This window comes from Kitasatospora sp. NE20-6 (assembly GCF_045862635.1).
This window is the reverse complement of record NZ_BPRL01000081.1, coordinates 20,769-44,848: the sequence shown is the minus strand read 5'-3', so window position 1 is coordinate 44,848 and position 24,080 is coordinate 20,769. Positions and strand designations below refer to the sequence as shown.

Below are 24,080 nucleotides of genomic sequence, written 5' to 3'. Positions count from 1 at the left end.
TCTGCTGCTGGAACGACTACTTCGGGCCGCAGATCTACGCCAGCGAGAACCCGGGCGCCTGGACCCTGAGCTACGGCCTGGAATCCTTCAAGGGTGCCCACCACACCAACTGGAACCTCACCATGGCGGCGACCCTGCTGGTGCTGGCGCCGGTGATCGTTCTCTTCTTCTTCGCACAGAAGGCCTTCATCGAAGGCGTGACACTGACAGGGGTCAAGGGCTGATGTCCGCACTGAAGTTGGCAATCGTCGGCGGCGGTTCCACCTACACACCCGAGCTGATCGACGGCTTCGCCCGCCTGCGGGACACCCTGCCGGTCGGCGAGCTCGTCCTGATCGACCCGGCCGCCGACCGGCTGGAGCTGATCGCCGGCCTCGCCCGGCGGATCTTCGCCCGGCAGGGCCACGGCGCGGTCGTCACGACGACGACCGACGTCGCCGCGGGCGTCGACGGCGCCGACGCCGTGCTGCTGCAACTGCGCGTCGGCGGCCAGGCCGCCCGCAACGAGGACGAGACCTGGCCGCTGGAGTGCGGCTGCGTCGGCCAGGAGACCACCGGCGCCGGCGGCCTCGCCAAGGCCCTGCGCACCGTGCCGGTCGTCCTCGACATCGCCGAACAGGTCCGCCGGGCCAACCCGGCCGCCTGGATCGTCGACTTCACCAACCCGGTCGGCATCGTCACCCGCGCCCTGCAGACCGCCGGGCACCGCGCGGTCGGCCTGTGCAACGTCGCGATCGGCTTCCAGCGGAAGTTCGCCGCCCACCTCGGCGTCGCCCCCGAACTCGTACGCCTCGACCACGTCGGCCTCAACCACCTCACCTGGGAGCGCGGCGTCACCCTGCTCGACTCCCCCGGCGCCGCCACCGGCCGCGAGGTGCTGCCCGAACTCCTCGCCGGCCACGGCGAGGAGATCGCCGCCGACCTCCACCTGCCGGTCGGCGTCGTGCGCCGGCTCGGCGTCGTGCCCTCCTACTACCTCCGCTACTTCTACCAGCACGACGCGGTCGTACAGGAGTTGAAGGAGAAGGGCTCGCGCGCCGCCGAGGTCGCCGCGATCGAACGGCAGCTGCTGGAGATGTACGCCGACCCGGCACTCGACACCAAGCCCGAACTGCTCGGCAAGCGCGGCGGCGCCTTCTACTCCGAGGCCGCCGTGCAGCTCATCGCCGCCCTGCTGGGCACCGACGGCAGCACCGGCGTGCAGGTCGTCAACACCCGCAACGACGGCATCCTGCCCTTCCTCCCCGACGACGCCGTGATCGAGGTGCCCGCCGAGGTGGACGCCGCCGGGGTTCGCCCGCTGCCCCAGCGGCCCCTCGAACCGCTCTACGCCGGCCTCGTCGCCAACATCACCGCGTACGAGCACCTCGCCCTCGACGCCGCTCTCAGGGGCGGCCGCGACCGGGTCTTCGACGCCCTCCTCGCCCACCCGCTGATCGGCCAGCTCGACCGCGCCGAACAGCTCACCGACCGGCTGATCGCCCACAACCGCGCCCACCTCGGCTGGGCGTGACACCGCACATGACCACCTCGCGCCACCCCTGGGGAATCCGATGAACCGTCACTCCGACGGGCAGATCCCCGGCGTCCTCGCCATCGACGCCGGAAACAGCAAGACCGACGTCGCCCTCGTCGCCGCCGACGGCACCGTGCTCGGCACCGCCCGCGGCGGCGGCTTCCAGCCCCAGCCCGACGGCGCGGACCGGGCGATCGCCGGACTCGCCCCGCTCGTCGAGGCCGTGGCCGCCCAGGCCGGGCTGCGGCCCGGCACCCCGCTCACCAGCCACGTGAGCGCCTGCCTCGCCAACGCCGACCTGCCCGTGGAGGAGCAGCGGCTGCTCGCCGCGATCGAGGCCCGGCCGTGGGGTGTCACCGGCGCCGTCGCCAACGACACCTTCGGCCTGCTGCGGGCCGGCACCGACGGGCCGCGCGGTGTCGCCGTGGTCTGCGGCGCCGGCATCAACTGCGCCGGCCTCCTGCCGGACGGCCGCACCGCGCGCTTCCCCGCCCTCGGCATGCTCACCGGCGACTGGGGCGGCGGCGGCGGGCTCGCCGCCGAGGCCATGTGGCACGCCACCCGGGCCGAGGACGGCCGCGGCGGCGCCACCGCCCTCGCACCCGCGATCGGCGCGCACTTCGGCCTGCCCGGGGCGACCGCCGTCGCCGAGGCCGTGCACCTGGGCGACCTCCCCCGGGAGCGGCTGCACGAGATCGTCCCGGTGCTGTTCGCGGCCGCCGAGGACGGCGACCCGACCGCCCGCGCCCTGATCGACCGCCAGGCCGACGAGATCGTCCGCCTCGCGGTGGTCGCGCTCACCCGCCTGGAACTGCTCGGCGAGCCCGTGCCGGTCGTCCTGGGCGGCGGCGTGCTGGCGGCCCGCCATCCGCTGCTCCTCGACAACGTGACGGCGCGTCTGGCCGCCGCGGCCCCGCTCGCCGAGCCGCGGGTGGTCGTCGCACCGCCGGTGCTCGGCGCGGCCCTGCTCGGCCTCGACCGGCTCGACGCGGGCCCGCAGGCGCAGCAGCGGCTGCGCGCGGCGTACACCGCCCGGCGGTCGGCCGCGGCCTGACGGACCCCGCCGCCGCGGCCGGCCGGGTCCGCACACCCGGGCCGGCCGCGGCGGCGGCCCCCTCCTGCCCCCGCGGCCGGTCGGCCGTCGTGCTCGAACGGTGAACACCGGGTCACGAATCGGGCCGGGCAGGATCGCACGTTTGATCGGACGGCCCGATGGCCGCTACGCTCCCGGCTTCGCAGACGGGCCCGGACCTCGGACCCGCTGACCGTCCCCAGGGGGAGCACGCCCGATGGCGATCCGTAAGTCCACCATGCAGGAGCAGGTCGCCGCGGCGATCGCCGCGATCGAGCCGAACGACCGGCCCGTCGTCACCTTCCACACCGTCACCGGCCCCAGCCCGTGGCTGATGAGCCAGCTCGGCGTGATCGGCCAGCTCTTCGTCAAGTACTACTTCGTCACGCTGACCGAGCGCGTCGTCGTCGTGCACCGCGCCGCCCGCATGAGCAACCGCCCGCAGGAGCTCGTGCACGTCGTGCCGCTGGAGCAGGCCCGCGCGCTGGTCACCGAGGTCAAGCGGGCCACCCTGTGGAGCTCGATGCGCTTCCACTTCCCCGGGGAGGAGAAGCCGACCCGCCTCAACGTGGCCCGCTACTGGCGCACCGAGCTCGACCAGTTCGTGCCCGCGCTGACCGGCGTGCAGATCAACGCCTGAGCAGCGGGACGGACAGCACGGAGGCCGGGACCGCGACGGTCCCGGCCTCCGTGCCTCCCGCGGGCCGGCACCGGCCGTCAGAGCCGGTCGTCGGCCCAGGCCGCCAGGATCTTCGCGCAGCCGTCCACCGACTCGCGCCAGGTGCGGGCCGCGCCGTCGCCCGCCTCGTCGCTGACGTGCTTCACCAGGCGCACCGGCACCCCCGCGCCCCGGGCGACGGTGACGAGCGCGTAGCCCTCCATGTCGACGAGGTCGGCCTCGCGGGCCAGCCGGTCGCGGGCCTCCGGGTCGGAGACGAACAGGTCACCGGTGGCCAGCGTGAGGCCGTCGCCGTCGGCCAGGGTGATCGCCTCGCCGTAGCTGCGGCCGGTGAGTTCGCGCAGCACCGGGGTGTCGATGTCGTGCTGCAGCACCCGGGCGATCTCGTGGGTGCCGCCGGCCAGGCCGGGCCGCAGCGCGCCGGCCGTGCCGAGGTTGACGACCTCCGACGGGTGCGGGCCCCGGGCGAGGACGGTCGCCAGCGAGGCCGCGGCGTTGATCTTGCCCATGCCGGTCAGCAGCACGGGGAGGCGCTCGCCGAGATGTGCGGCCTCCTCGCGGACGGCGACGACGAGGAGCGGACGGTCCGGGGTGATGGTGCCGAGCAGACGCATGCGCCCATGCTACGGGCCGCCGCCGCGGCCCCGGCGGGCCGTCCCGGCCACCGGCGCCCCCGCACCGCCGTACCGGCAGGCCGCCGAATGTTCACCGGTGGCGCACGAAAAGTACGGATAGGTGTCGGATCGGGTCTTTGGTGCGACCTCAAGATCAGCACAACTCGCGTGTGGCCGTCACACGGGACGGCCATACTGCTGGCGTCGGGGATGCCCCGGCACCGGGGTGGGGCAAGGGGGAGGTGGGCCGGGTGACGAGACCGGCGGTCATCGGGGCGACGGCACCACTGCCGTCGCCGGGCGGACGCGGCGGCACGTCGCGGCTGCCCGGGCTGCAGGACGGCCGGGAACGGCTGGCCGAACTCCGGCTCGCGTCCCGCACACCGCCCGGCCGACTGCGGCTGGCGGGCGCGGTGCTGGTCGCCGTGGTGCTGCTCTTCGGCGCGGTGGCGGCCTGGCAGGCCTCCGCCCGGGCCGGCGCCGCCGACCGGCTGGTGGCGCACAGCCAGCCGCTCAGCCAGGACGCGGCGGACATCTACCGCTCCCTCGCCGACGCCGACACCAGCGCCGCCACCGGCTTCCTCCTCGCCGGCGAAGAACCCCCCGAGGTCCGCAAGCGCTACGAGGACGACCTCGCCACGGCGGCCCGGCTCCTCACCCGCGCCGCGGCCCGCAGCACCGCGGACTCCCCCGCCCAGCGCTGGATATCCGAGCTGAACCAGCAGCTGCCGCAGTACGCCGGCCTGGTGGAGGCCGCCCGGGCCAACGACCGGCAGGGCCTGCCGCTCGGCGGCGCCTACCTCCGGTACGCCTCCGGGGTCATGCAGAACACCATCCTCCCCGCCGCCGAACAGCTCGTCACCGCCGAGTCGCAGCGCCGCGACGACGACTCCGACCGGGCCGAGTCCCTGCCGTGGGGCGCGGTGCTGGCCGGCCTCGCCGTGCTGGGCGCCCTCGGCGCGTACCAGCTGCACCTGTTCCGCCGCACCAACCGGGTGTTCAACCCCGGCCTGGTCGCGGCCTCGCTGGCGGTGCTGCTCGCCACCGGCTGGCTCGCCGTCGGCGGCCTGGCCGCGTCGGCCTCGCTCGCCGCGGGCCGCACCGAGGGCGCCGAACCGCTGCAGGCGCTCGGCCGCGCCCGCACCGAGGTGCTGCAGGCCCGCGCCGCCGAGAACCTCCACTACATCTCCCGTGGTGCCAGCGAGAGTTACGCCAAACGCTGGCAGGCCGTCACCGAAGCACTCGGTGGCGCGCCCACCGCCGACGGCAAGGGCCGTACCGGCACCGGCTCGCTGCACGCCGCCGAGAACGAGGCGCCCGCCGGCGAGGCCCGGGCCCACCTCTCGGCAGCCGGGAAGCAGTTCGCCGAATGGGACGCCCGGCACACCAGGGCCGCCGCGAGCGACCGCGCAGGTGACTACGACACCGCGCTGCGCACCACCGTCGCGGTGGGCGCGGACACCACGGCCGACGCCGCGTTCACCGCGACGGACCGCGAACTCGCCGCGGCCGGCGCGGCCGAGCAGGCCCGCTTCACCGCCGAGACCTCCGGGGTCGCCGGCGGGTACGACGCGCTCGCGGTCGGCGCGGCGGTCCTCGCCGTGGCCGCCGCGGCCGCCACGGTCCGCGGCATCGGCCGCCGACTGGCCGAGTACCGGTAGAGGGGGGACGGGCATGACGGCGATCCGTACGACAGGCACCCGGGCGGCGGCGGGCGCGGCCGTGACCGCCCTCGCGGTCACCGCGGCGGTGCTCGGCACCGGCGGCGACGCCCGCACCGCGCCCGACCGGCCCGTGCCGGCCGCGGCCGCGGCCGCGGCGGCCGCACCGGAGCTGGCCCCCGCCGCGGGCTGCGACCTGACGAAGAGCGCACCCCCGGCGAAGGACCCGTCCGGGGCGAGGATCCGGCAGATCCGGCAGCGCGGCACGCTGATCGTCGGTGTCGACCAGAACAGCTTCAACTGGGGTTTCCGCAACCCGCAGAACGGCCGCATCGAGGGCTTCGACATCGACCTCGCGCGGGCCGTCGCGGCGTCGGTCCTGGGCGACCCGGAGAAGGTCACCCTGAAGACCGTGCCGACCGCCCGCCGGATCGACGCGATCAAGAACAACGAGGTCGACATCATCGCCCGCACCATGAGCATCACGTGCGACCGGCTGAAGGAGGTGTCGTTCTCCGTGCCGTACTTCCGCTCCGGGCAGCAGGCGGTGGTGCCCCGCTCGTCGAAGGCGAAGACCGTCGCGGAGGCCTTCCGCGGCAAGCGCGCCTGCACCCCCGCCAGTTCCTCCTCCGACGTCGAGCTGAAGCGCGACCCGCGCGGCACCTCCGAGATCAAGGTGGTGGAGAACCAGCTCGACTGCCTCGTCCTCATGCAGCTCGGCCTGGTCGACGTCACGCTCACCGACACCACGCTGGCCGCCGCCCAGGCCGCCCAGGACCCGACCGTCCGGGTGCTCCCGGAGACGATCCTGCCCGGCTACACCGGTGTCGCCGTCAACAAGTCCGCACCCGACCTGGTCGCCTGGGTCAACCAGGCGCTGGCCGACTACCGGGCGGGCGGCGGGTGGCAGCGCAGCTACGACCGCTGGCTGGCACCCAGCATGGGTGCCTCCTCCGCGCAGTACCTGCCGTAGTCTCGTCACCCCGTCGTCCCGTCACCCGTCGTCCCGTCACCCGTCGTCCCGTCACCCGGGGCCCCGTCGTACGGGGCCGCCGTCACCGCACCGCCGGACGGTGGCGGAGCCCCCGGGAACGGACGACCGCACCGGAGAGGAAGGACCGTTGGCAGGAACTGCCGGCCCGGCGATGAACCGGGAGGAGGTGGACCGCGCACTCGCGCGGCTGGGCGCCGAACGCGACGCCGTGGAGGCGGCGCTGCTGGACCTGCAGGACCATCCGGGCCGTCGGCTGCTGGAGGGCGCCGCACTGAGCGGGCGCACCGAGGAGCGCTGGTCCGTCGCCGGGCAGGGCCTGTCGGCGCTCTGGACGCTCTTCGACCGCTACTCGGAGACGCTGGCGTCGGCCCGCGCCGTCCGCTCACGCCGCGCACGGCCCGGCGCGGCCGAACTCGCCGAACTCGGCGAGCTGCTCGGCGGCGCCTCGGTGACCGTCGCCGGCAGCCAGCTGCCCGACGGCGCCGCCAGGATCGGCGCACCCGCCCGGCTCGTCGAGCAGGTCAGCCTCGCCGACGTGCTGGACCGCATGAACGGCTGGTACGCGGCCGTGCTGGAGGTGGTGACCGCCGTCGACGCGGTCTGGTCGGCGCTGCCCGCCCGGATCGACCTGCTGCTCACCGAACTGCACCGCGTGCAGATGCTGGCGGTCTCCGTCGGCGTCCGGCCGGGCGGCCACCCGCTCGCGGACGACCTCGCCGGGCTCGCGGACGACCTGACGGCGCAGCGCGCCGAGGTGATCTCCGACCCGCTGGCCCTGTGGCGGCCCGCCCGGGTGCCCGCCCAGCGCGGCGACGACGGTCCGGCGGGGCCGGCCGCGGGCATCCGCGCCGCCGGCGGGGCGGTCGACACCACGCGGTTCGACCGGGCCGGGCGCGCGCTCGACGACGTCCGGGTGGAGCTCGAAGGACTGCTGCGGCTCCGCGACGAGTCGCACGAGCGGCTGCAGCAGGTCGGGGACCTGCTGCAGCGCGCCGACGCCACGCTCTCCGAGGCACGACGGGCCCGCGGCGAGGTGCTCGCGAAGATCGCCTCGACCGAGGTCCCGGCGGTGCCCGGCCCGGCCTCCGCGCTGCGCGAGCGGATCGCGCTGGCCGTCGACCTGCAGCGCGGCGGCCAGTGGCACCGGCTCGGGCCGGTGCTGGACGCCCTGGAGGACGCGGCCGCCAAGGAACTCAACCGCGCCCGGCAGTCGCTGACCGAGGTGGCGCAGCCGCTGGCCGTCCGGGCCGAGCTGCGCGGCCGGCTGGAGGCGTACCGGGCGATGGCCGCCAGGCTCGGGATCACCGAGGACCCGGAGGTCGTCGAGCGGTTCGAGAAGGCCCGCTGGCTGCTGTGGAGCGCACCCTGCGACCTCCGCGCGGCCGCGGAGGCGGTGGCCCGCTTCCAGCACGCCGTACGGCCGGGACCTGCGGCGCTGCCCGCCGGGACGGGCGGCCAGGCAGGGCAGGACGCGGGCCACGGGTACGGACACGGACACGGACAGGACGCAGGAACACCGGCACCACGGGACGCCCGGCCGGTGCAGGACGCTCAGGGGGGCGGGGGAACCGATGGGTGAGACGTGCACGCGGCCGGAGTGCTCGGGCGCCGGGACGATCGACGCGGACGGCTACTGCGACGAGTGCGGCCTCGCCGCCCCCGCGGGCGGCACCGGCCGGTCCGCGGCGGGCGCACCCGCCCCGGCGGGTCCGCCGACCGTCGTGGGGCTGACGACCGTCGTGGGCACCGGGCCGGTGCGGTGCACCCGGAACTGCCCGGGGACGATCGACGCGGACGGCTACTGCGACGAGTGCGGCCTGGCCGCCGAGGCCGCCCCGGCGGGCGGCGCCGCCCTGCCCGCCCAGCGGAGCGCCCCGGACTCCTCGGGCGCGGCCGGCACCGGCCGCTCCGGGTCCGCCCGGACGATGTCCGGCCGGTCGCGCTCGCACCGGTCCGTCCGCACCGGCAGCGGCCGCTCCGTCTCCGTGCGCAGCAGCAAGGGTTCGGCGGGCACCGGCCGGCGCGGCAACCTCGGCGCCGGTCTGGTGACCGTGCCCCCCGTGCCGCGGCCCGACCCGGCCGCGGCCGTGCTGACCGACCCCGAGGTGCCGGAGCGCAAGCGGTTCTGCTCCAAGTGCGACGCCCCGGTGGGCCGTTCGAAGAACGACGTGACCGGCCGGCCCGACGGCTTCTGCACCTCCTGCGGCACGCCGTACTCCTTCACGCCCAAGCTGCGCGGCGGCGACCTCGTCGGCGGCCAGTACGAGGTGGCCGGCTGCCTCGCGCACGGCGGCCTCGGCTGGATCTACCTCGCCATCGACCGCCGGGTCAACGACCGGTGGGTGGTGCTCAAGGGCCTGCTCGACACCGGTGACGAGGACGCCCTCGCGGTGGCCATCGCCGAACGCCGCTTCCTGGCCGAGGTCGACCACCCGAACATCGTCCGCATCATCAACTTCGTCGAGCACCCCGACCTGCGGACGGGCTCCACCGACGGCTACATCGTCATGGAGTACGTCGGCGGACGGTCGCTCAAGGACATCGCCAACGACCGCCGCACACCGGACGGCCGCCGCGACCCGCTGCCGGTCGAGCAGGCCCTCGCGTACGCCCTGGAGGCGCTGCCCGCGCTCGGCCACCTGCACGGCCGCGGCCTGGTCTACTGCGACTTCAAGATAGACAACGTCATCCAGAGCGAGGACTCGCTCAAGATCATCGACATGGGTGCCGTCCGCCGTGCCGACGACGACGGGCCGATCTACGGCACCGTCGGCTACCAGGCGCCCGAGATCGCCACCGACGGACCGTCACCCGCCTCCGACCTCTACACCGTGGCCCGCACCCTGGCCGTGCTCACCTTCGACTTCCAGGGCTACGCCACCACCCACCGGCACGAACTCCCCGGCCCCGAGCAGGTGCCGCTCCTCGCGCAGTACGAGTCCTACTACCGGCTCCTCGTCCGCGCGACCGACCCCGACCCGGCCCGCCGCTTCGCCTCCGCGGAGGAGATGGCCGACCAGCTCACCGGCGTCCTGCGGGAGGTCCTCGCCCTCCAGGACGGCCGGCCCCGGCCCGCCCTCTCCACGCTCTTCGGGCCCGAGACCCGGGTCGTCGACACCGAATTCGCCGCCGCCCCGCCCGAGCCGGCCGCTGCCGCGCTCGCCCTGCCCGTCCCCCGCGTCGACACCGCCGACGCCAACGCCGGCTTCCTCGCCGCGCTCGCCGGCGGCACGCCCGCCGAGGCGCTCGCCGCACTCGCCACCGCCCCCGCGCCCTCGCTCGAACTCCGGCTGCGCGCCCTCCGTGCCCACCTGGAACTCGGCGACACCACCGCCGCCGACACCGCCCTCGACGGGATCGAGAAGGACCACCCCGGCGACTGGCGGGCCGTCTGGTACCGCGGCCTGACCGCCCTCACCCGCGGAGCCGCGGTCACCGCGGCCGAGGCGTTCGACGCCGTCTACGACGCCTTCCCCGGCGAGACCGCCCCCAAGCTGGCGCTCGCCGCCTGCGCCGAGCTCCTCGGCAACGGCGAGGACGCCGCCGAGTTCTACCGGCTCGTCGCCACCACCGACCACACCTACGTCGGCGCCGCCTTCGGCCTCGCCCGGGTGCGGCTCGCGGCCGGCGACCGGCCCGGCGCCGTCGCTGCCCTGGAAGCGGTGCCCGAGTCGTCGGCGCACCACACCGCCGCCCGGATCGCCGCCGTCCGCGCACGGCTGCGCGCACGCCCCGCGACCGACCCCCTCGGCACCGACCTGGCCCGCTGCTCCGAGCAGCTCACCGCGCTCTCCCTCGACGCCCGGCGGCACGAGGAGCTCTCCGTCGAGGTCCTCGACGCGGCACTCGGCTGGGTGCTGGCCGGCCGGTCCGGCACCCCGGCCGCCGGACCCGCCGCCCCCGCCGCCGACCCCGCCCCCGAAGTGCTCGGACATCCTGCGGACGAACGGGAACTGCGCTTCGCTCTGGAACACTCCTACCGGATGTTGGCGCGGTTGTCCGACCGGGCCGAGACGAGGATCGAGATGGTGGAGCGCGCCAACCGGTGCCGCCCCCGGACGTGGGTGTGAGCAATGCCGCAGCAGACCGTGTGCCCGAGCTGTGCCGAGCCACTGGACCCGCAGGACGCCTACTGCGGGTCGTGCGGGCGCAACCTGAAAGCCCCCGCGGCGCCGCCCGCGCCCGCGGTGGTCACCGACCACCGGCCCGCGCCCGGCGGCACGCTCCCTGACATGCCCCAAGCCGCCCCCTCGACCGTCACCTGCGTGCACTGCCAGGCCCCCGGCGTCACCGCCGACGGCTGGTGCGAGGCCTGCGGCAGGTCGCAGCCCCGTCCGCGCGACCACCAGGAGCGGGCCATGGCCGGCGTCGCCGGGGTCAGCGACCGCGGCCTGCGCCACCACCGCAACGAGGACGCCTTCACCATCGCCGGCACCTCGCTGCCCGGCGGCTCGCCCGCCGTCATCGCCGTGGTCTGCGACGGCGTCTCCTCCTCCGCCCGCCCCGACGAGGCCTCCGCCACCGCCGTGGACGCCGCGTCCGAATCCCTGCTCAGCTCCCTCGAACAGGGCATCGACCCCGGCGCCGCCATGCGCCGGGCCATCGACGAGGCCGCCCGCGCCGTCACCGGGCTCGCCTACGACGGCCGCACCCCCGCCCAGCCCGGCGGCGGCCTCAACGCACCCGCCTGCACCTACGTCAGCGCCATCTCGGCGGCCGGGCTGGTCACCATCGGCTGGGTCGGCGACACCCGCGCGTACTGGATCCCCGACGACCGCGAGTCCGCCGAGCCCTACCGGCTCACCGAGGACGACTCCTGGGCCGCCCGCATGGTCTCCGCCGGCTTCATGGCCGAGGCCGAGGCGTACGCCGACCCGCGGGCCCACGCCATCACCGGCTGGCTCGGCGCCGACGCCGAGGAACTCCTGCCGCACACCGTCTCGTTCACCCCGCACGTGCCCGGTGTGCTGCTGATCTGCACCGACGGGCTGTGGAACTACGCGGAGGCCGCCACCGACCTGGCCTTCTTCGTGCGCGCCGACGCCCGCACGGAGCCGCTCGCCGCCGCCCGGACACTGGTCGACTTCGCGATCACCGCGGGCGGCCACGACAACATCACCGTCGCGGTGCTGCCGATCACCCCGGACGACGGCGACCACGAAGCCACGCTGCTCGACCTGCCGGTGCAGCGCGCCGCCGCCCCGGCACCGGCACGGCCCGCCCCGGCGGCCGGCCCGTACGCAGGCGGGGGCGCGGGCCCGTACGCGGGCGGGGGCGGGTACGACGTCACGCTCGCGGACCTCGCCGCGGCGCCCGCACCCCCGGCACCCCCGGCACCCCCGGCACCTCCCGCACCGCCGAGGCCGGCCTTCCCGCCGGGTGCACCCGGTGCCCTGCCGGCACCGCCCGCGCCGCTCGCACCGCCCGCCGCGCCGCCCGCCGTCGCGCCGCCCGCACCGGCACCCAACGACTGAGCACGACCGACGACCACCCGCCTGACCGCTCGACAGGAGCTCTCACGCCATGGCAAGTCTGTCCAAGCCGAACGCGCCCCACTTCAGCGTCGACATCTTCCAGAACGAGTACCTCGCCGAGGGCTCGCGGGAGGTCAACGCGATCGTCACGGTCACCGCCACCGGCGGCGGCACCTCGGGCGGGCGCCCGCTGACCGCCGGCGCACCGGCCGACGCCGCCGTGGTGATCATGATCGACTGTTCGGGCTCGATGGACCACCCCGCCGCCAAGATGCGCAACGCGCGGGAGGCGACCGCGGCCGCCGTCGACACCCTGCGCGACGGCGTCGCCTTCGCCGTCGTCGCGGGCACCCACGAGGCCGCCGAGGTCTACCCCGGCGGCGGCGTGCTCGCCGTCGCCTCCCCCGCCACCCGGGAGGCCGCCCGGACCGCCCTGCGCAAGCTCACCCCGATGGGCGGCACCGCCATCGGCACCTGGCTCGCGCTGGCCCACCGACTGTTCGAGACCCGGCCCGACCTCTCCATCCGGCACGGCATCCTGCTGACCGACGGCCGCAACGAGCACGAGAAGCCCTCCGCGCTGCAGGCCGTCCTCGACCGCGCCTCCGGATCCTTCACCGCCGACTGCCGCGGCGTCGGCACCGACTGGGAGGTCGCCGAGCTGCGCCGGATATCCTCCGCGCTGCTCGGCACCGTCGACATCGTGGCGGAGCCCTCCGGCCTCGCCGACGACTTCCGCACCATGATGGCCAAGACCATGGACAAGCAGGTCGCGGACGTCGCCCTGCGGGTCTGGACCCCGGCCAACGCCGTCGTGAAGTACGTCAAGCAGGTCGCCCCCGCCGTCGAGGACCTCACCGGCCGCCGCTCCGACAGCGGCCCGCGGGCCGGCGACTACCCGACCGGTTCCTGGGGTGACGAGAGCCGCGACTACCACGTCTGCATCGAGGTGCCCGCCGCCGCCGTGGGTGACGAGATGCTCGCCGCCCGTATCAGCCTGGTCCTGCCGCAGCCCGACGGCACCGCCGAGGTACTCTCGCAGGGTCTCGTCCGGGCCGTGTGGACCGACGACCTGGCCTCCTCCACCCGCATCAACCAGCAGGTGGCGCACTACACGGGGCAGGCCGAGCTCGCCTCCTCGATCCAGGAGGGGCTCGCCGCCCACCGGGTCGGCGACGTCGACCGCGCCACCGCCAAGCTCGGCGCGGCCGTCCGGCTCGCCCACGCGACCGGCAACGACGCCACCTTCCGTCTGCTCGAGAAGGTGGTGGACGTGGTGGACGCGCGGGAGGGTACGGTTCGATTCCGTAAGAACGTGAGCGAGGCCGACTCGATGACACTCGAGACCCGGTCGACCAAGACCGTACGTGTGAAGAGATGACCGGCCACCTCCCGGGGCCGGACCTGCTGGAATGTGGGGGACTTGATGCCGATCTGCCCTAGGGGCCATGAGTCGCAGGCCGAGGACTGGTGCGACTTCTGCGGCTTCCCGATGACTCCGCCGCCCGGCCTGGCCGTCCCGGGCGCCCCGTCGGGTGCGGGTTCACCGTTCGGTGCGCCCGCCGGTCCCGGCTACCCTCCACCGCCCCCGGCCTCCACCGCCCCGCCCCACCCGGGTCAGGGCGGCCCCGGTCACGGCGGTCCCGGTCACGGTGGTCCCGGTCACGGTGGTCCGGGCGGTCACGGCGGTCCAGGTCACGGCGGTCCGGGAGAGTCGCCGTACGGCGGCGGGAGCCCCTACGAGCGGCCCTCGTACGAGCGCCCCGGCTACGAGTCCTCGCCGTACGGCCGGTCGCCGTACGAGGAGCAGGGCTACGCCCCCGATCAGGGGTACGAGGAGCCCTCGTACGAGCACCGCTCCGGCGGGCTCGGCGGGCTCTCGATCGGCGGCTCCCCCGGCGGCTCCCCCGACATCACGGCCGGCCTCGTGACCTGCCCGATCTGCCGCAGCCCGCAGACCGGCCGGTACTGCGAGGAGTGCGGGTACGACTACGACCTGTCGGCCCCGCCGCGCGCCCAGGCCCCGGCCGCACCGCCGGTGGCACCCCCGACCGCGCCCCCGCCGCCGGGCGGTCCCGGACGTCCGGGCGGCTACGGCTTCCCGCCCCCGGCGGGCGCCCCCGGGCCCGTGCCCGCACCGCCGTCGGGCCCGTACCAGCCGTCGGCGTTCGAGAAGCAGGGCTTCGACCGGCCGGCCCCGGCCCCCTTCGGCGAGCCGGAAGGCTTCGAGCGGACCGGCCCGGTCTACGCCGAGCCCGGCACCGGCGCACCCAGCAGTGACTTCGGGACGTCGTTCCGGCTGGCGCCCCCCGGCACCGAGCAGCAGGGAGCGCCCGGCCACACTCCGGGCTACCCGCCGGGCCAGGCCCCCGGTCAGGGTCCCGGCCAGATGCCGGGCCGGCCGCCCGGTCAGGCTCCGGGCCAGATGCCGGGCCGCCCGCCCGGTCAGGCTCCGGGCCAGATGCCGGGCCGCCCGCCGCAGGGACACGGACACCCCGGCGGACCGGCCTCGCCGCCGCCCACCCGCACCCAGTGGATCGCCGTGGTCGGCGCCGACCGTGACTACTTCACGGACATGATGACCCGCAGCGGCCCCGACGCCTCCGGGCTGTACTTCCCGCCGTACAGCCCCGAGCGGCGGATCCCGCTGACCGGCCGCGGCCAGCTGCGGATCGGCCGCCGCAGCCAGCAGCGCGGCACCGTGCCGGAGATCGACCTGTCGGTGCCGCCGGAGGACCCGGGCGCCTCGCACCAGCACGCGCTGCTCGCCGAGCAGCCGGACGGCAGCTGGGTGCTGGTCGACCAGGACTCCACCAACGGCACCACGATGAACGGCGGCGCCGAGCCGGTGCCGCCGCACACCGCGATCCCGTTGAACGACGGCGACCGCATCCACATCGGGGCGTGGACGACGATCACGCTGCACCGCGCCTGACGGAACGTCCGCACGACGGAGCAGGGCCGGCGCCGGAACTCCGGTGCCGGCCCTGCTTTGTCGGCAACCACCTGCAGGAACGCCGTCCCACGGCCTAGGGTCATGTGACATGACTGCAGCGATATCCGCCGAGGGAATACGGAAGCGGTACGGGGACGTCCAAGCCGTCGACGGTGTGTCACTCACCGTCGACACCGGCGAGTTCTACGGGATCCTCGGTCCCAACGGCGCCGGAAAGACCACCACGCTGGAAATTCTGGAAGGCATCCGCGAGCCCGACGAGGGCCGCGTCGAACTGCTGGGGCTGAAGCCCTGGCCGCGCAACACCGCCCTGCTGCCGCGCATCGGCGTGCAGTTCCAGGCGTCCGCCTTCTTCAACCGGCTCACCGCCCGCGAGACGATCCGCACCTTCGCCTCCTTCTACGGTGTCGGACCGAAGCGGGCCGACGCCATGCTGGAACGGGTCGGCCTCACGGACTCCGCCGGGGTGCAGACCGAGAAGATGTCCGGCGGCCAGGCACAGCGACTCTCCATCGCCTGCGCCCTCGTCCACGACCCGGAGCTGGTGTTCCTCGACGAGCCGACCACCGGACTCGACCCGCAGGCCCGCCGCAACCTGTGGGACCTCCTGCGCGACATCAACGCCGAGGGCCGCACCGTCGTCCTCACCACCCACTACCTGGACGAGGCCGAGGTGCTCTGCGACCGCGTCTCGGTCATGGACCACGGCAAGGTGCTCAGGACGGGCGCCCCCGCGGCCCTGGTCCGCGAGATCGACGACACCGTCCGGATCAGCGTGGAATCCGGTCTGCTCGCCCCGGAGTCCGCCCGTGCGCTCTTCACCGCGGCCGGGGCCGACGTCTCCGCGCTGGACGACGACGGCGTCTCCCTGAGCGTCTCCACCCGCATCCCGGCGCCGGTGCTCTCCGTCCTCGCCGAACAGAACGCCCTGCGTGGCCTGGAGGTCCGCGGCGCCACCCTGGAGGACGTCTTCCTCCGGCTGACCGGACGGGAGTACCGGGCATGACCGTCACCACCCCCACGACGGCCGGGCCGCGCCCCGCCGAACGCCCGCCGTCCGACGGCGAGCGCGCCAGCGCGTTCGTCGGGCTGGTCAGGGTGATGCTGCTGGGCTTCGTCCGCGACCGCGGCACGCTCTTCTTCACCCTGATCATGCCGCTGATCTTCCTGCTGCTCTTCGGCACCCTGCTCAAGGGCGCGGGCACCGCCCACGTCGAGATCGCCCAGGTGGGCCCGGTGCAGGTGCTGGACGCCGTCCAGGGCGACAGCCGTGCCGATCTGGAGAAGGTCCTCAAGATCACGAAGTTCGAGGACGAGGGCGCCGCCCTGGAGAAGGTCCGCAAGGGCGACCTCGACGCCCTCGTGGAGCAGGGCCCCGGTGGCCGGGTGGTGCTCCGCTACAGCGCGTCCGACCAGGTCACCGCGGGCAGCGTCCGGGCGGTCATCGACTCCGTCGTGCAGGCCGCCAACCAGGCCGCGGCGGGCAGGCCGCCCGCGTACACGCTGGCCCCGAGCCAGGTCGAGGACGAGTCGCTCAAGCCGATCCAGTACCTCACCCCCGGCCTGCTGGGCTGGGCCATCGCGATGGGCGCGGTCTACGGCGCGTCGTTCACCCTGATCAACTGGCGCACCAAGCGGGTGCTCCGCCGGCTGCGGCTGGCCCCGGTCTCGATCGGCTCCGTGATCGGCGCCCGGGTCACGGTCAACTGCATCGTGGCACTGGCCCAGACCGCGATCTTCCTGGCCATCGCCACCATGCCGTTCTTCGGGCTCAAGCTCACGGGGAGCTGGTGGCTGGTGGTGCCCCTCGTGCTCTGCGCGACCATCGCCTTCATGTCGATCGGGCTCGTCACCGGCAGCCTCGCCAAGACCGAGGAGGCGGCCAACGGCATCAACCAGCTGATCATCCTCCCGATGTCCTTCCTCGGCGGCGCGTTCTTCCCGCTCGACGGCGGCCCCGGCTGGCTGCAGACGGTCTCCAAGCTGCTGCCGCTGCGCTACCTGGTCACCGCCGCGCAGTCCGTGCTCAGCCGCGGCGGCGGCGTGATGGACGCCCTGCCCACCATGGGCGGCCTGCTCGCCTTCTCGGCGGTGCTCTGCCTGGTCGCATGGCGCTTCTTCAACTGGGACGACGTCTAGCCGTCCGGCCCGGAGCGGTTCCGTCCGGAGCCGTCCCGGCCGCAGCAGCCGCGGAGGTCGTACGCCGAAGGTCCTGGTGTACGGCCTCGCGGCCGTCTGCGACCATGGTCGGGTGAACGAGATCCGGCAGAGCACGCTTCCCGAGGAGACCTTCTTCGACGCCGTCGGCGGCGAGGACACCTTCCGCCGGCTGGTGCACCGCTTCTACCAGGGCGTCGCCACGGACGAGTTGCTGCGGCCGATGTATCCGGAGGGCGACCTGGGGCCCGCCGAGGAGCGCTTCGCGCTGTTCCTCATGCAGTACTGGGGCGGCCCCCGCACCTACAGCGAGCAGCGCGGCCACCCGCGGCTGCGGATGCGGCACGCCCCGTTCCAGGTGGACCGTGCCGCGCACGACGCCTGGCTGCGGCACATGCGCACGGCGCTCGACGAGCTGGCCCTGCCGGAGGACGCCGAGCGGCAGCTCTGGGATTACCTGACCTACGCCGCCGCCTCGATGATCAACACCGCCGGCTGACCGCCGGGCCCCGGGCCCGCGCCTCGTGAGCCGCGCCCGGACCGCACCTGCCGGGCCTGTGCCGGACGTACGCGTGCCGGGGCGCACGTGTGCCGGACGCAGGTGTGCCGGGCGGCCGCTCCCGGGCGGGCGCGTCAGCGCAGCGGGCTCAGGCCGAGACCTGCACCGGGCGCCGCGGCACCGCGGACGGCGATCGAACCGGCCGGCGCGCTGAGCCGCAGCCACCCGCCCGCCCGGTGCACCGTGAGCGGCACGGCCGGCCGCAGGAAGCCGATGACGTGGGCCGCGTGCGCCGCCCGCAGGGGAAGCCCGGGAACGCCGCCGAGCGGCCGGGCCCAGATCTCGTCCGCGAGGGCGTCCAGCACCTGGCGGTTGCGGTGGTGCTCCGGGACGGCCTCGCTGCGCTCGCGGAACTCCCGCACGGCTGCCATCACTTCGGGGAAGACCTCGAACGCCGCGGGTTCCGCGACGAGCTGCCAGCCCGTCCGGGGCGGCAGCAGGCCGGCCCAGGCGGGGCCGGTGACCGGCGCGGGCAGGCGGACGGTGCCCGAGGCGGTGTCGACGGCGTCGAGGAGCTGCCCGGCGGAGACCGTGACGTCGGCGGAGACGGTGATCCCGACGGCGGGGCGCGGAGCGCCGACCGCTCCGGCCGGCGTGCCGGAGATGCCGGGCGTACCGGGCGTGCCGGGTCCGGCGAGGCGTGCGGTACGGATCGCGAGGGCGCCGGACGTTCCGAGCGGGAGCCGGCCGAAGACGGCGAGGACGCCGTCGCCGCCGCTGCCGGGGACGGCCTGCAGCCGCACCGCTGCGGCGCGGTCGAAGCGCAGCAGGCGGGTGAGGAAGGCGGCGAGGTCGGCGGCGCCGCCGTTCTCGGCCAGGAGGAGGGCCGGGGGACTGCCGGTCACCGGGGTGCGGTTCACGTCGGTTCGTACCGTCCGGCTCAGGCGGCGGCCACGGCGGGCACGTCCATGAAGCGGGAGAGGAACTCCCGCTCGACGGGGCTGATCCGGCGCGGCCGGCCCTCGGCGAGGTCGTAGGGGACGACGACGGTCGAGGCCTTGACGTAGACGGTGTCGGTGCCGTCGGCGGCCGTGTCCTTGATCTCGTACGAGACCGTCAGCGAGGCGCCGCCGATCTTGGTCACCCAGGTCTCGATGGTCACCGGGGCCGGGCGGTGGACCAGCGGCCGCTTGTACTCGATCTCGTGGCGCGCCACCACGGAGCCGCCCGCGAACTCCCCCGCACCGGCCTCGGCGGCCTGGGTGAACATGAAGTCGATCCGGGCCTCCTCCAGGTAGCGGAGGAAGACCACGTTGTTGACGTGGCCGAAGGCGTCCATGTCGGACCACCTCAGCGGGCAGGCGTAGATGTGGCGTGCCACGAACGTTCTCCTCAGACTTCCGTTCGCCCGTGGATCGACGAACCCGGGCGGGTGGCCGGGCGGGCCGCCCCGAGAGGCAGCCTGCCCGGCCGTTGTTGCGTCGGCGTTGCCGCCGGCTGTCCATCCGTGGACGATCAGCCGCGGGTCAGCTTCTTGTAGGTGGCGCGGTGCGGGCGGGCCGCGTCCGCACCCAGCCGCTCGATCTTGTTCTTCTCGTACGAGTCGAAGTTGCCCTCGAACCAGAACCACTTGCTGTCACCCTCGTACGCGAGGATGTGGGTGGCGACCCGGTCCAGGAACCAGCGGTCGTGGGAGATGACCACGGCGCAGCCGGGGAAGTCGAGCAGGGCGTTCTCCAGCGAGGAGAGGGTCTCGACGTCGAGGTCGTTGGTCGGCTCGTCGAGGAGCAGCAGGTTGCCGCCCTGCTTGAGGGTGAGCGCCAGGTTGAGGCGGTTGCGCTCACCGCCGGAGAGCACGCCTGCGGGCTTCTGCTGGTCCGGGCCCTTGAAGCCGAACGCGGACACGTAGGCGCGGGACGGCATCTCGACCTGGCCGACGTTGATCCAGTCGAGGCCGTCGGAGACGACCTCCCACAGGGTCTTCTTCGGGTCGATGTTGGCGCGGTTCTGGTCGACGTAGCTGATCTTGACGGTCTCGCCGACCTTGACCATGCCGTCGTCCGGCGTCTCCAGGCCCTGGAGCATCTTGAAGAGCGTGGTCTTGCCGGCACCGTTGGGGCCGATCACGCCGACGATGCCGTTGCGGGGCAGGGTGAAGCTGAGGTTCTCGATCAGGAGCTTCTCGCCGAAGCCCTTGGAGAGCTTGTCGACCTCGACGACGATGCTGCCCAGGCGCGGGCCCGGCGGGATCTGGATCTCCTCGAAGTCCAGCTTCCGCATCTTGTCGGCCTCGGCCGCCATCTCCTCGTAGCGGGCGAGGCGGGCCTTGGACTTGGCCTGGCGGCCCTTGGCGTTGGAGCGGACCCACTCCAGCTCTTCCCTGAGCCGCTTGGCGCGCTTCGCGTCCTTCTGGCCCTCGACCTTGAGGCGGCTCTGCTTCGACTCCAGGTAGGTGGAGTAGTTGCCCTCGTAGGGGAACGCGCGACCGCGGTCGAGCTCCAGGATCCACTGGGCGACGTTGTCGAGGAAGTACCGGTCGTGGGTGACCGCGACGACGGTGCCGGCGTACTTGGCGAGGTGCTGCTCCAGCCAGTTCACCGACTCGGCGTCGAGGTGGTTGGTGGGCTCGTCGAGGAGCAGGAGGTCGGGGGCCTCCAGCAGCAGCTTGCAGAGTGCCACGCGGCGCTTCTCGCCGCCGGAGAGCTTGGTGACCGGCCAGTCGCCGGGCGGGCAGCCCAGGGCGTCCATGGCCTGCTCCAGCTGGGCGTCGAGGTCCCACGCGTTGGCGTGGTCCAGGTCCTCCTGGAGGCGGCCCATCTCGTCGAGCAGCGCGTCGGAGTAGTCGGTCGCCATGAGTTCGGCGATCTCGTTGAACCGGTTGAGCTTGCCCTTGATCTCCTTGACACCGTCCTCGACGTTCTCGAGGACGGTCTTGGAGTCGTCGAGCGGGGGCTCCTGGAGGAGCATGCCGACGGTGAAGCCCGGGGACAGGAAGGCGTCACCGTTCGAGGGGTGCTCGAGCCCGGCCATCATCTTGAGCACCGTGGACTTGCCCGCGCCGTTGGGGCCGACGACGCCGATCTTCGCTCCGGGGAGGAAGGAGAGCGTCACGTCGTCAAGAATGACCTTGTCGCCGTGCGCCTTGCGCACCTTGCGCATGGTGTAGATGTATTCCGCCACGTGAGATCGCTCCGGCGTCGTCGGGAGTATTCGGCTTGCAGCCTTCCATTGTGCCGCACCGGGCCGGGCCTCCCGAACTCTGCCGGTCGCAGGCCCGGGAACAGGAACGGGAACGGGAACGGCCCCGCCCTCCGATCGGTACGGAGGACGGGGCCGGGGGGTGGTGCCCGGTCCGGCGGCGTCACCGCCGGGCGGCGGCTGCCGGGTACGGGCACCGCCCCGGTGCGGTCCGCTCAGGCCGAGGTGCGGCCGTGGCGTCCGCGGCGGCGCAGGGCGAAGACCGCGGCACCGCCGGCGACCACGAGGGCACCGGCGACACCGGCGATGACCGGGGTCTCACTGCCGCCACCGGTGGTGGCGAGGCTGCCGCCCGTGGTGGTGCCGGTGCTCGGGGTCGGGGTCGGCGTGGGGGTGCCGCTTCCGCCGCCCGTGGTGCTGCTGGTCTTGCAGTCGAGGATGCCCTTGAACTCCTCGGTGAGGCCGGGGCCGCTCACCTTGATGTCGTAGGTGGCGTCCTCGGCGACGGGCACGAGCAGGGTCTCGGTCTTGCCGGCCGGGACGGTGATGCTCTTGCCGGGGGTCACGGTGACCGTGGCCTGCTGGTCACCCGAGTTGGTGACGCTGACCCGGACGCCGTTCGCGGTGCAGTCGACCTTGGCGGAGGTGGCCAGCAGCGGGCCCTTCGCCTGGGTCCACGTCGCCTTGGCGGTCTTGGAGACGCTCAGCTCCTCGGACCCGGCGAGGATCATCGTCTGGCTGTGCTTGGACGGGGTGTAGCCCACGCTGAGGAACACCCGGCCGGTCGGCACGGTGACCGTGGCGGAGGCCTTGACGGAGGCCGAGCCGGCCGCGGTGCCGGCGGGGACGTCCAGGAACAGCTGGGTGTTCTTGGCGATCGGACCCTTGAGGTCGGTGACGGCCTTGCCGTCCTTGTCGAGCAGCTTGACCTTGCCGCCGGAGGAGTCACCCGTCAGGGAGAGCTTCACCAGGTCGGCGCTGCTGCTGAGCGTGAACGGGCCGAGCTTGGTGCCGGACTTGCCGGCGACCTCGGCCGGGTCGAGGTCGAGCGAGGGCGCCGGCTCGGACGGCAGGCCCGTGTTCTTGCTGCCGGCGAGGTACTCGGTGAGCTGCTTGGCCTCGGCGTCGAGGGGGGTCGCCGCGGTCTTGTTGTCCGAGTAGCGCCAGATGGCGGCCTGGGTGCCGGCGGCGGCGTCCTCCTTGGTGAACTCACCCGTGATGCCCACGGCGGTCTTGACCGCGTCGAGGGAGAGCTTCGGGTAGGAGTGCTCCAGGATCCAGCGGATCTTGCCCGCCGCCTCGGCCTTGCCGGGGGCACCGAGGGAGCTGGAGGCCCAGTTGGACTCCTGGTACTTGACGGAGTCCTTGATCTTGACGCCGTGGTCGATGTCGATGCAGTACGTCTGGATGTACTTGCCGTCGTCCGTCTTGAGCGTGAACAGGCCGCCCTGGATCACGTGGCCGCCGCCGGTGTCGACCGAGCCGCTGAGCAGTGTGGGCTGCAGCGTCGCGGTGATGCCCGCGCCGCCGTCGGCGAACGCCGCCCCGGCGGCCATCAGGCCGCCCGTCACGGCCATACCGGACGCGAGCATGACAGTTGCTATGCGGGAGACAGCCCGCCTCTGGGTGTGGAACATGAGTGATCCCTCCGGGCCGGGTTCTGCCGATGGCAGCCCGCCCTGCAAAGCGGTGCCCCCTGTGGCACCGCTGCACATCTGTGGACCAGACGCATCATATTGAGCCGCGAGACGCATCCCACGACCGTGCCGAACCAGGACAGTTCCGTTGCTGTTCCGTTATCAAGGATCTTGCGCATCGGCGCGGTTGACGCTTCGCCGGAACTTACGGGCAATCACCCCGCCCTCCTGATTGATCCGTGGGCGACCCAGTGGCCTTCGCGACGGTCAGTCCGCATCCGACCCGGCCGCCGCGGACAGCGCCGGCGCCCCGGACGCCGGGGCCGCGGCTCCGGCACCGCCGGCAGGGTCCGTCGCACCGGCCGCGGCCCGTTCGGCGGCCTGCACCGCGGCCTGTTCGGCCGCGCGGCGGGCGCCGACCGCGGCGACGATCCACTCCGGCACGGCCTCGCCGATCCCGGTCGGCCCACCGGCGTCGGCCCGTGCCGGGCGCGCCGTGCCGCTCCCGGCACCCTGCGGATCGGACCGCCCGCGGACGGCCCACCTGAACGCCGAGGTGCCGCGCGACAGATCGTGCCCCACGGAGCGCGCGTCGATCTCGACGCTCGTACGCCGACGGTCGTCCTCGCCCCACTCCCTGACCCTCAGTCGGCCGCTGACCAGCACGGGGTCTCCCTTGGTGACCGAGCTCACGAGATTGGTCGCCAGCCACCGCCAGGCCACCACCGTCACCCAGCTCGTCTCGCCGTCCACCCAGTCGCCGGCCGCCCGGTCGAAGCGGCGCTCGGTCGTCGCCATCCGGAAGTTGGCCACGGGCACGCCGGCCGACGTCTGCCCGTACGTGACCGTCGACGCGACATTGCCGACGATCGTCACGAGGGTCTCGTTCACGGAAAGCCTCCCTGTTGCGGAAATACCCGGGCGGATTCGCCCGCACCGAGATGTTGGCCGAGCGGGCGGAAATTCCGGGACGCACCCCGCGAACCTGTGGAAAACTCAAGGGTGTGGACAACTCGACACACTCGGGAGAATGAATTTCGGCGGAAATTCCACCACTCCGGAACCCCTGCGGCCTGCGAGGTCATGACAATCACTCGGCCACCCCGGCCCGCCTCCGGGCCCCGAACGGGTGGCCCCGCTCCGCTTCCGTCCAGGTCATCCGACCGAAGGAAGCCATATCCGGCCCCCACCCCGCGGACCCGGGGCAATCCCCGCCCGGGCGAATCCATAACAGGTGGGGCGGCAGCCCCGTAACGACTGCACAACGTCCGGCTCCAGATGCTCCCAGACCGCTGCACGTCCGGCCTTCACCTGCGATTATCGGACCGCTCCGCCCGGGCCGACACACCCGACGCGGCGCTGCAAGGCCCGGCGAAGGATCCGGTCACCCTTATCCTGTCCCGGGCACGCCCTGCCGGTACGGGTGGAGGTCCGGTCGCCGGAGCGCACCACGGAGCCCGGCCACGGGCACCGCCGCGTGCCCGCAGGCAGACCGCCCCGGCGGTCGGCGCACGGCGGGCCCGACCACGGTCTTGCCCCCATAGCTCAGCGGATAGAGCACCCGCCTTCTAAGCGGTAGGTCGCAGGTTCGAATCCTGCTGGGGGCGCCACCGCGGCGCATGC

General features: G+C 74.0%; 19 protein-coding genes, 1 tRNA gene and 1 pseudogene. 15 read left to right on the top strand and 6 right to left on the bottom strand.

Features of this window, described 5'->3' with window-relative positions; genetic code table 11:
* From SNE206_RS35830 to SNE206_RS35815, 4 genes and pseudogenes are all read left to right on the top strand, one after another.
* A pseudogene (locus tag SNE206_RS35830) lies at positions 1-224 on the top strand (carbohydrate ABC transporter permease); the annotation flags it as partial.
* Positions 224-1,513, top strand: a complete 1,290-nt coding sequence (locus tag SNE206_RS35825; protein WP_407917754.1) for a 6-phospho-beta-glucosidase — start codon at positions 224-226, stop codon at positions 1,511-1,513. The pseudogene SNE206_RS35830 and the gene SNE206_RS35825, both read left to right, overlap by 1 nt.
* Before the next feature lie 40 nt (positions 1,514-1,553).
* Entirely contained in the window at positions 1,554-2,570 is a 1,017-nt protein-coding gene (locus SNE206_RS35820) for an N-acetylglucosamine kinase (protein WP_407917753.1), read from the top strand.
* 235 nt (positions 2,571-2,805) lie between these two features.
* Positions 2,806-3,228: a hypothetical protein gene (locus tag SNE206_RS35815; protein WP_407917752.1), complete on the top strand. Its 423-nt coding sequence runs from the start codon at positions 2,806-2,808 to the stop codon at positions 3,226-3,228.
* Between the two features lie 77 nt (positions 3,229-3,305).
* Here SNE206_RS35815 and SNE206_RS35810 read toward each other — a convergent pair whose 3' ends face one another.
* Positions 3,306-3,881 carry a nucleosidase gene (locus tag SNE206_RS35810; RefSeq protein WP_407917751.1) on the bottom strand — a complete coding sequence of 192 codons (576 nt, stop codon included), beginning with the start codon at positions 3,879-3,881 and terminating at the stop codon, positions 3,306-3,308.
* Positions 3,882-4,132: 251 nt separating this feature from the next.
* On the opposite strand from SNE206_RS35810, the gene SNE206_RS35805 reads away from it, so the two are divergent.
* From SNE206_RS35805 to SNE206_RS35760, 10 genes are all read left to right on the top strand, one after another.
* A complete protein-coding gene (locus tag SNE206_RS35805) occupies positions 4,133-5,542 on the top strand; it encodes a hypothetical protein (protein ID WP_407917750.1) in 1,410 nt (469 codons plus the stop codon).
* 13 nt (positions 5,543-5,555) lie between these two features.
* Positions 5,556-6,515 (top strand): glutamate ABC transporter substrate-binding protein, encoded by a 960-nt coding sequence (locus tag SNE206_RS35800; RefSeq protein WP_407917749.1) that lies wholly within the window; start codon positions 5,556-5,558, stop codon positions 6,513-6,515.
* Positions 6,516-6,687: 172 nt separating this feature from the next.
* Positions 6,688-8,115, top strand: coding sequence for a hypothetical protein (locus SNE206_RS35795; protein WP_407917756.1), 1,428 nt, complete (start codon positions 6,688-6,690; stop codon positions 8,113-8,115).
* Entirely contained in the window at positions 8,108-10,606 is a 2,499-nt protein-coding gene (locus tag SNE206_RS35790) for a tetratricopeptide repeat protein (protein WP_407917748.1), read from the top strand. The genes SNE206_RS35795 and SNE206_RS35790 overlap by 8 nt, the downstream gene beginning before the upstream one ends.
* A 3-nt stretch (positions 10,607-10,609) precedes the next feature.
* Positions 10,610-12,010 carry a PP2C family protein-serine/threonine phosphatase gene (locus SNE206_RS35785; protein WP_407917747.1) on the top strand — a complete coding sequence of 467 codons (1,401 nt, stop codon included), beginning with the start codon at positions 10,610-10,612 and terminating at the stop codon, positions 12,008-12,010.
* A 49-nt stretch (positions 12,011-12,059) separates the two neighbouring features.
* Positions 12,060-13,391, top strand: a complete 1,332-nt coding sequence (locus tag SNE206_RS35780; protein WP_407917746.1) for a VWA domain-containing protein — start codon at positions 12,060-12,062, stop codon at positions 13,389-13,391.
* Between the two features lie 45 nt (positions 13,392-13,436).
* On the top strand, positions 13,437-14,945 hold the full coding sequence (locus tag SNE206_RS35775; RefSeq protein ID WP_407917745.1) for an FHA domain-containing protein: 1,509 nt from the start codon (positions 13,437-13,439) through the stop codon (positions 14,943-14,945).
* A 109-nt stretch (positions 14,946-15,054) separates the two neighbouring features.
* A complete protein-coding gene (locus tag SNE206_RS35770; protein ID WP_407917744.1) occupies positions 15,055-15,972 on the top strand; it encodes an ABC transporter ATP-binding protein in 918 nt (305 codons plus the stop codon).
* On the top strand, positions 15,969-17,105 hold the full coding sequence (locus SNE206_RS35765) for an ABC transporter permease (protein WP_407917743.1): 1,137 nt from the start codon (positions 15,969-15,971) through the stop codon (positions 17,103-17,105). Before SNE206_RS35770 ends, SNE206_RS35765 begins: the two co-directional genes overlap by 4 nt.
* Positions 17,106-17,217: 112 nt before the next feature.
* Positions 17,218-17,622: a globin gene (locus tag SNE206_RS35760; protein WP_407917742.1), complete on the top strand. Its 405-nt coding sequence runs from the start codon at positions 17,218-17,220 to the stop codon at positions 17,620-17,622.
* Between the two features lie 134 nt (positions 17,623-17,756).
* Here SNE206_RS35760 and SNE206_RS35755 read toward each other — a convergent pair whose 3' ends face one another.
* The 5 genes from SNE206_RS35755 to ssb all read right to left on the bottom strand — a co-directional run bounded on the left by SNE206_RS35755 (position 17,757) and on the right by ssb (position 23,348).
* Entirely contained in the window at positions 17,757-18,542 is a 786-nt protein-coding gene (locus tag SNE206_RS35755) for a hypothetical protein (protein ID WP_407917741.1), read from the bottom strand.
* 20 nt (positions 18,543-18,562) lie between these two features.
* Positions 18,563-19,003 (bottom strand): acyl-CoA thioesterase, encoded by a 441-nt coding sequence (locus SNE206_RS35750; RefSeq protein ID WP_407917740.1) that lies wholly within the window; start codon positions 19,001-19,003, stop codon positions 18,563-18,565.
* A gap of 134 nt (positions 19,004-19,137) precedes the next feature.
* Positions 19,138-20,802: an energy-dependent translational throttle protein EttA gene (ettA, locus tag SNE206_RS35745; protein ID WP_407917739.1), complete on the bottom strand. Its 1,665-nt coding sequence runs from the start codon at positions 20,800-20,802 to the stop codon at positions 19,138-19,140.
* A gap of 233 nt (positions 20,803-21,035) precedes the next feature.
* Positions 21,036-22,412 carry a Cys-Gln thioester bond-forming surface protein gene (locus tag SNE206_RS35740; protein ID WP_407917738.1) on the bottom strand — a complete coding sequence of 459 codons (1,377 nt, stop codon included), beginning with the start codon at positions 22,410-22,412 and terminating at the stop codon, positions 21,036-21,038.
* A gap of 312 nt (positions 22,413-22,724) precedes the next feature.
* Complete coding sequence (gene ssb / locus SNE206_RS35735) at positions 22,725-23,348, bottom strand: single-stranded DNA-binding protein (protein ID WP_407917737.1); 624 nt, start codon at positions 23,346-23,348, stop codon at positions 22,725-22,727.
* Between the two features lie 643 nt (positions 23,349-23,991).
* On the opposite strand from ssb, the gene SNE206_RS35730 reads away from it, so the two are divergent.
* Positions 23,992-24,067 (top strand) — tRNA-Arg (locus SNE206_RS35730).
* The last annotated feature ends 13 nt before the right edge of the window (positions 24,068-24,080 follow it).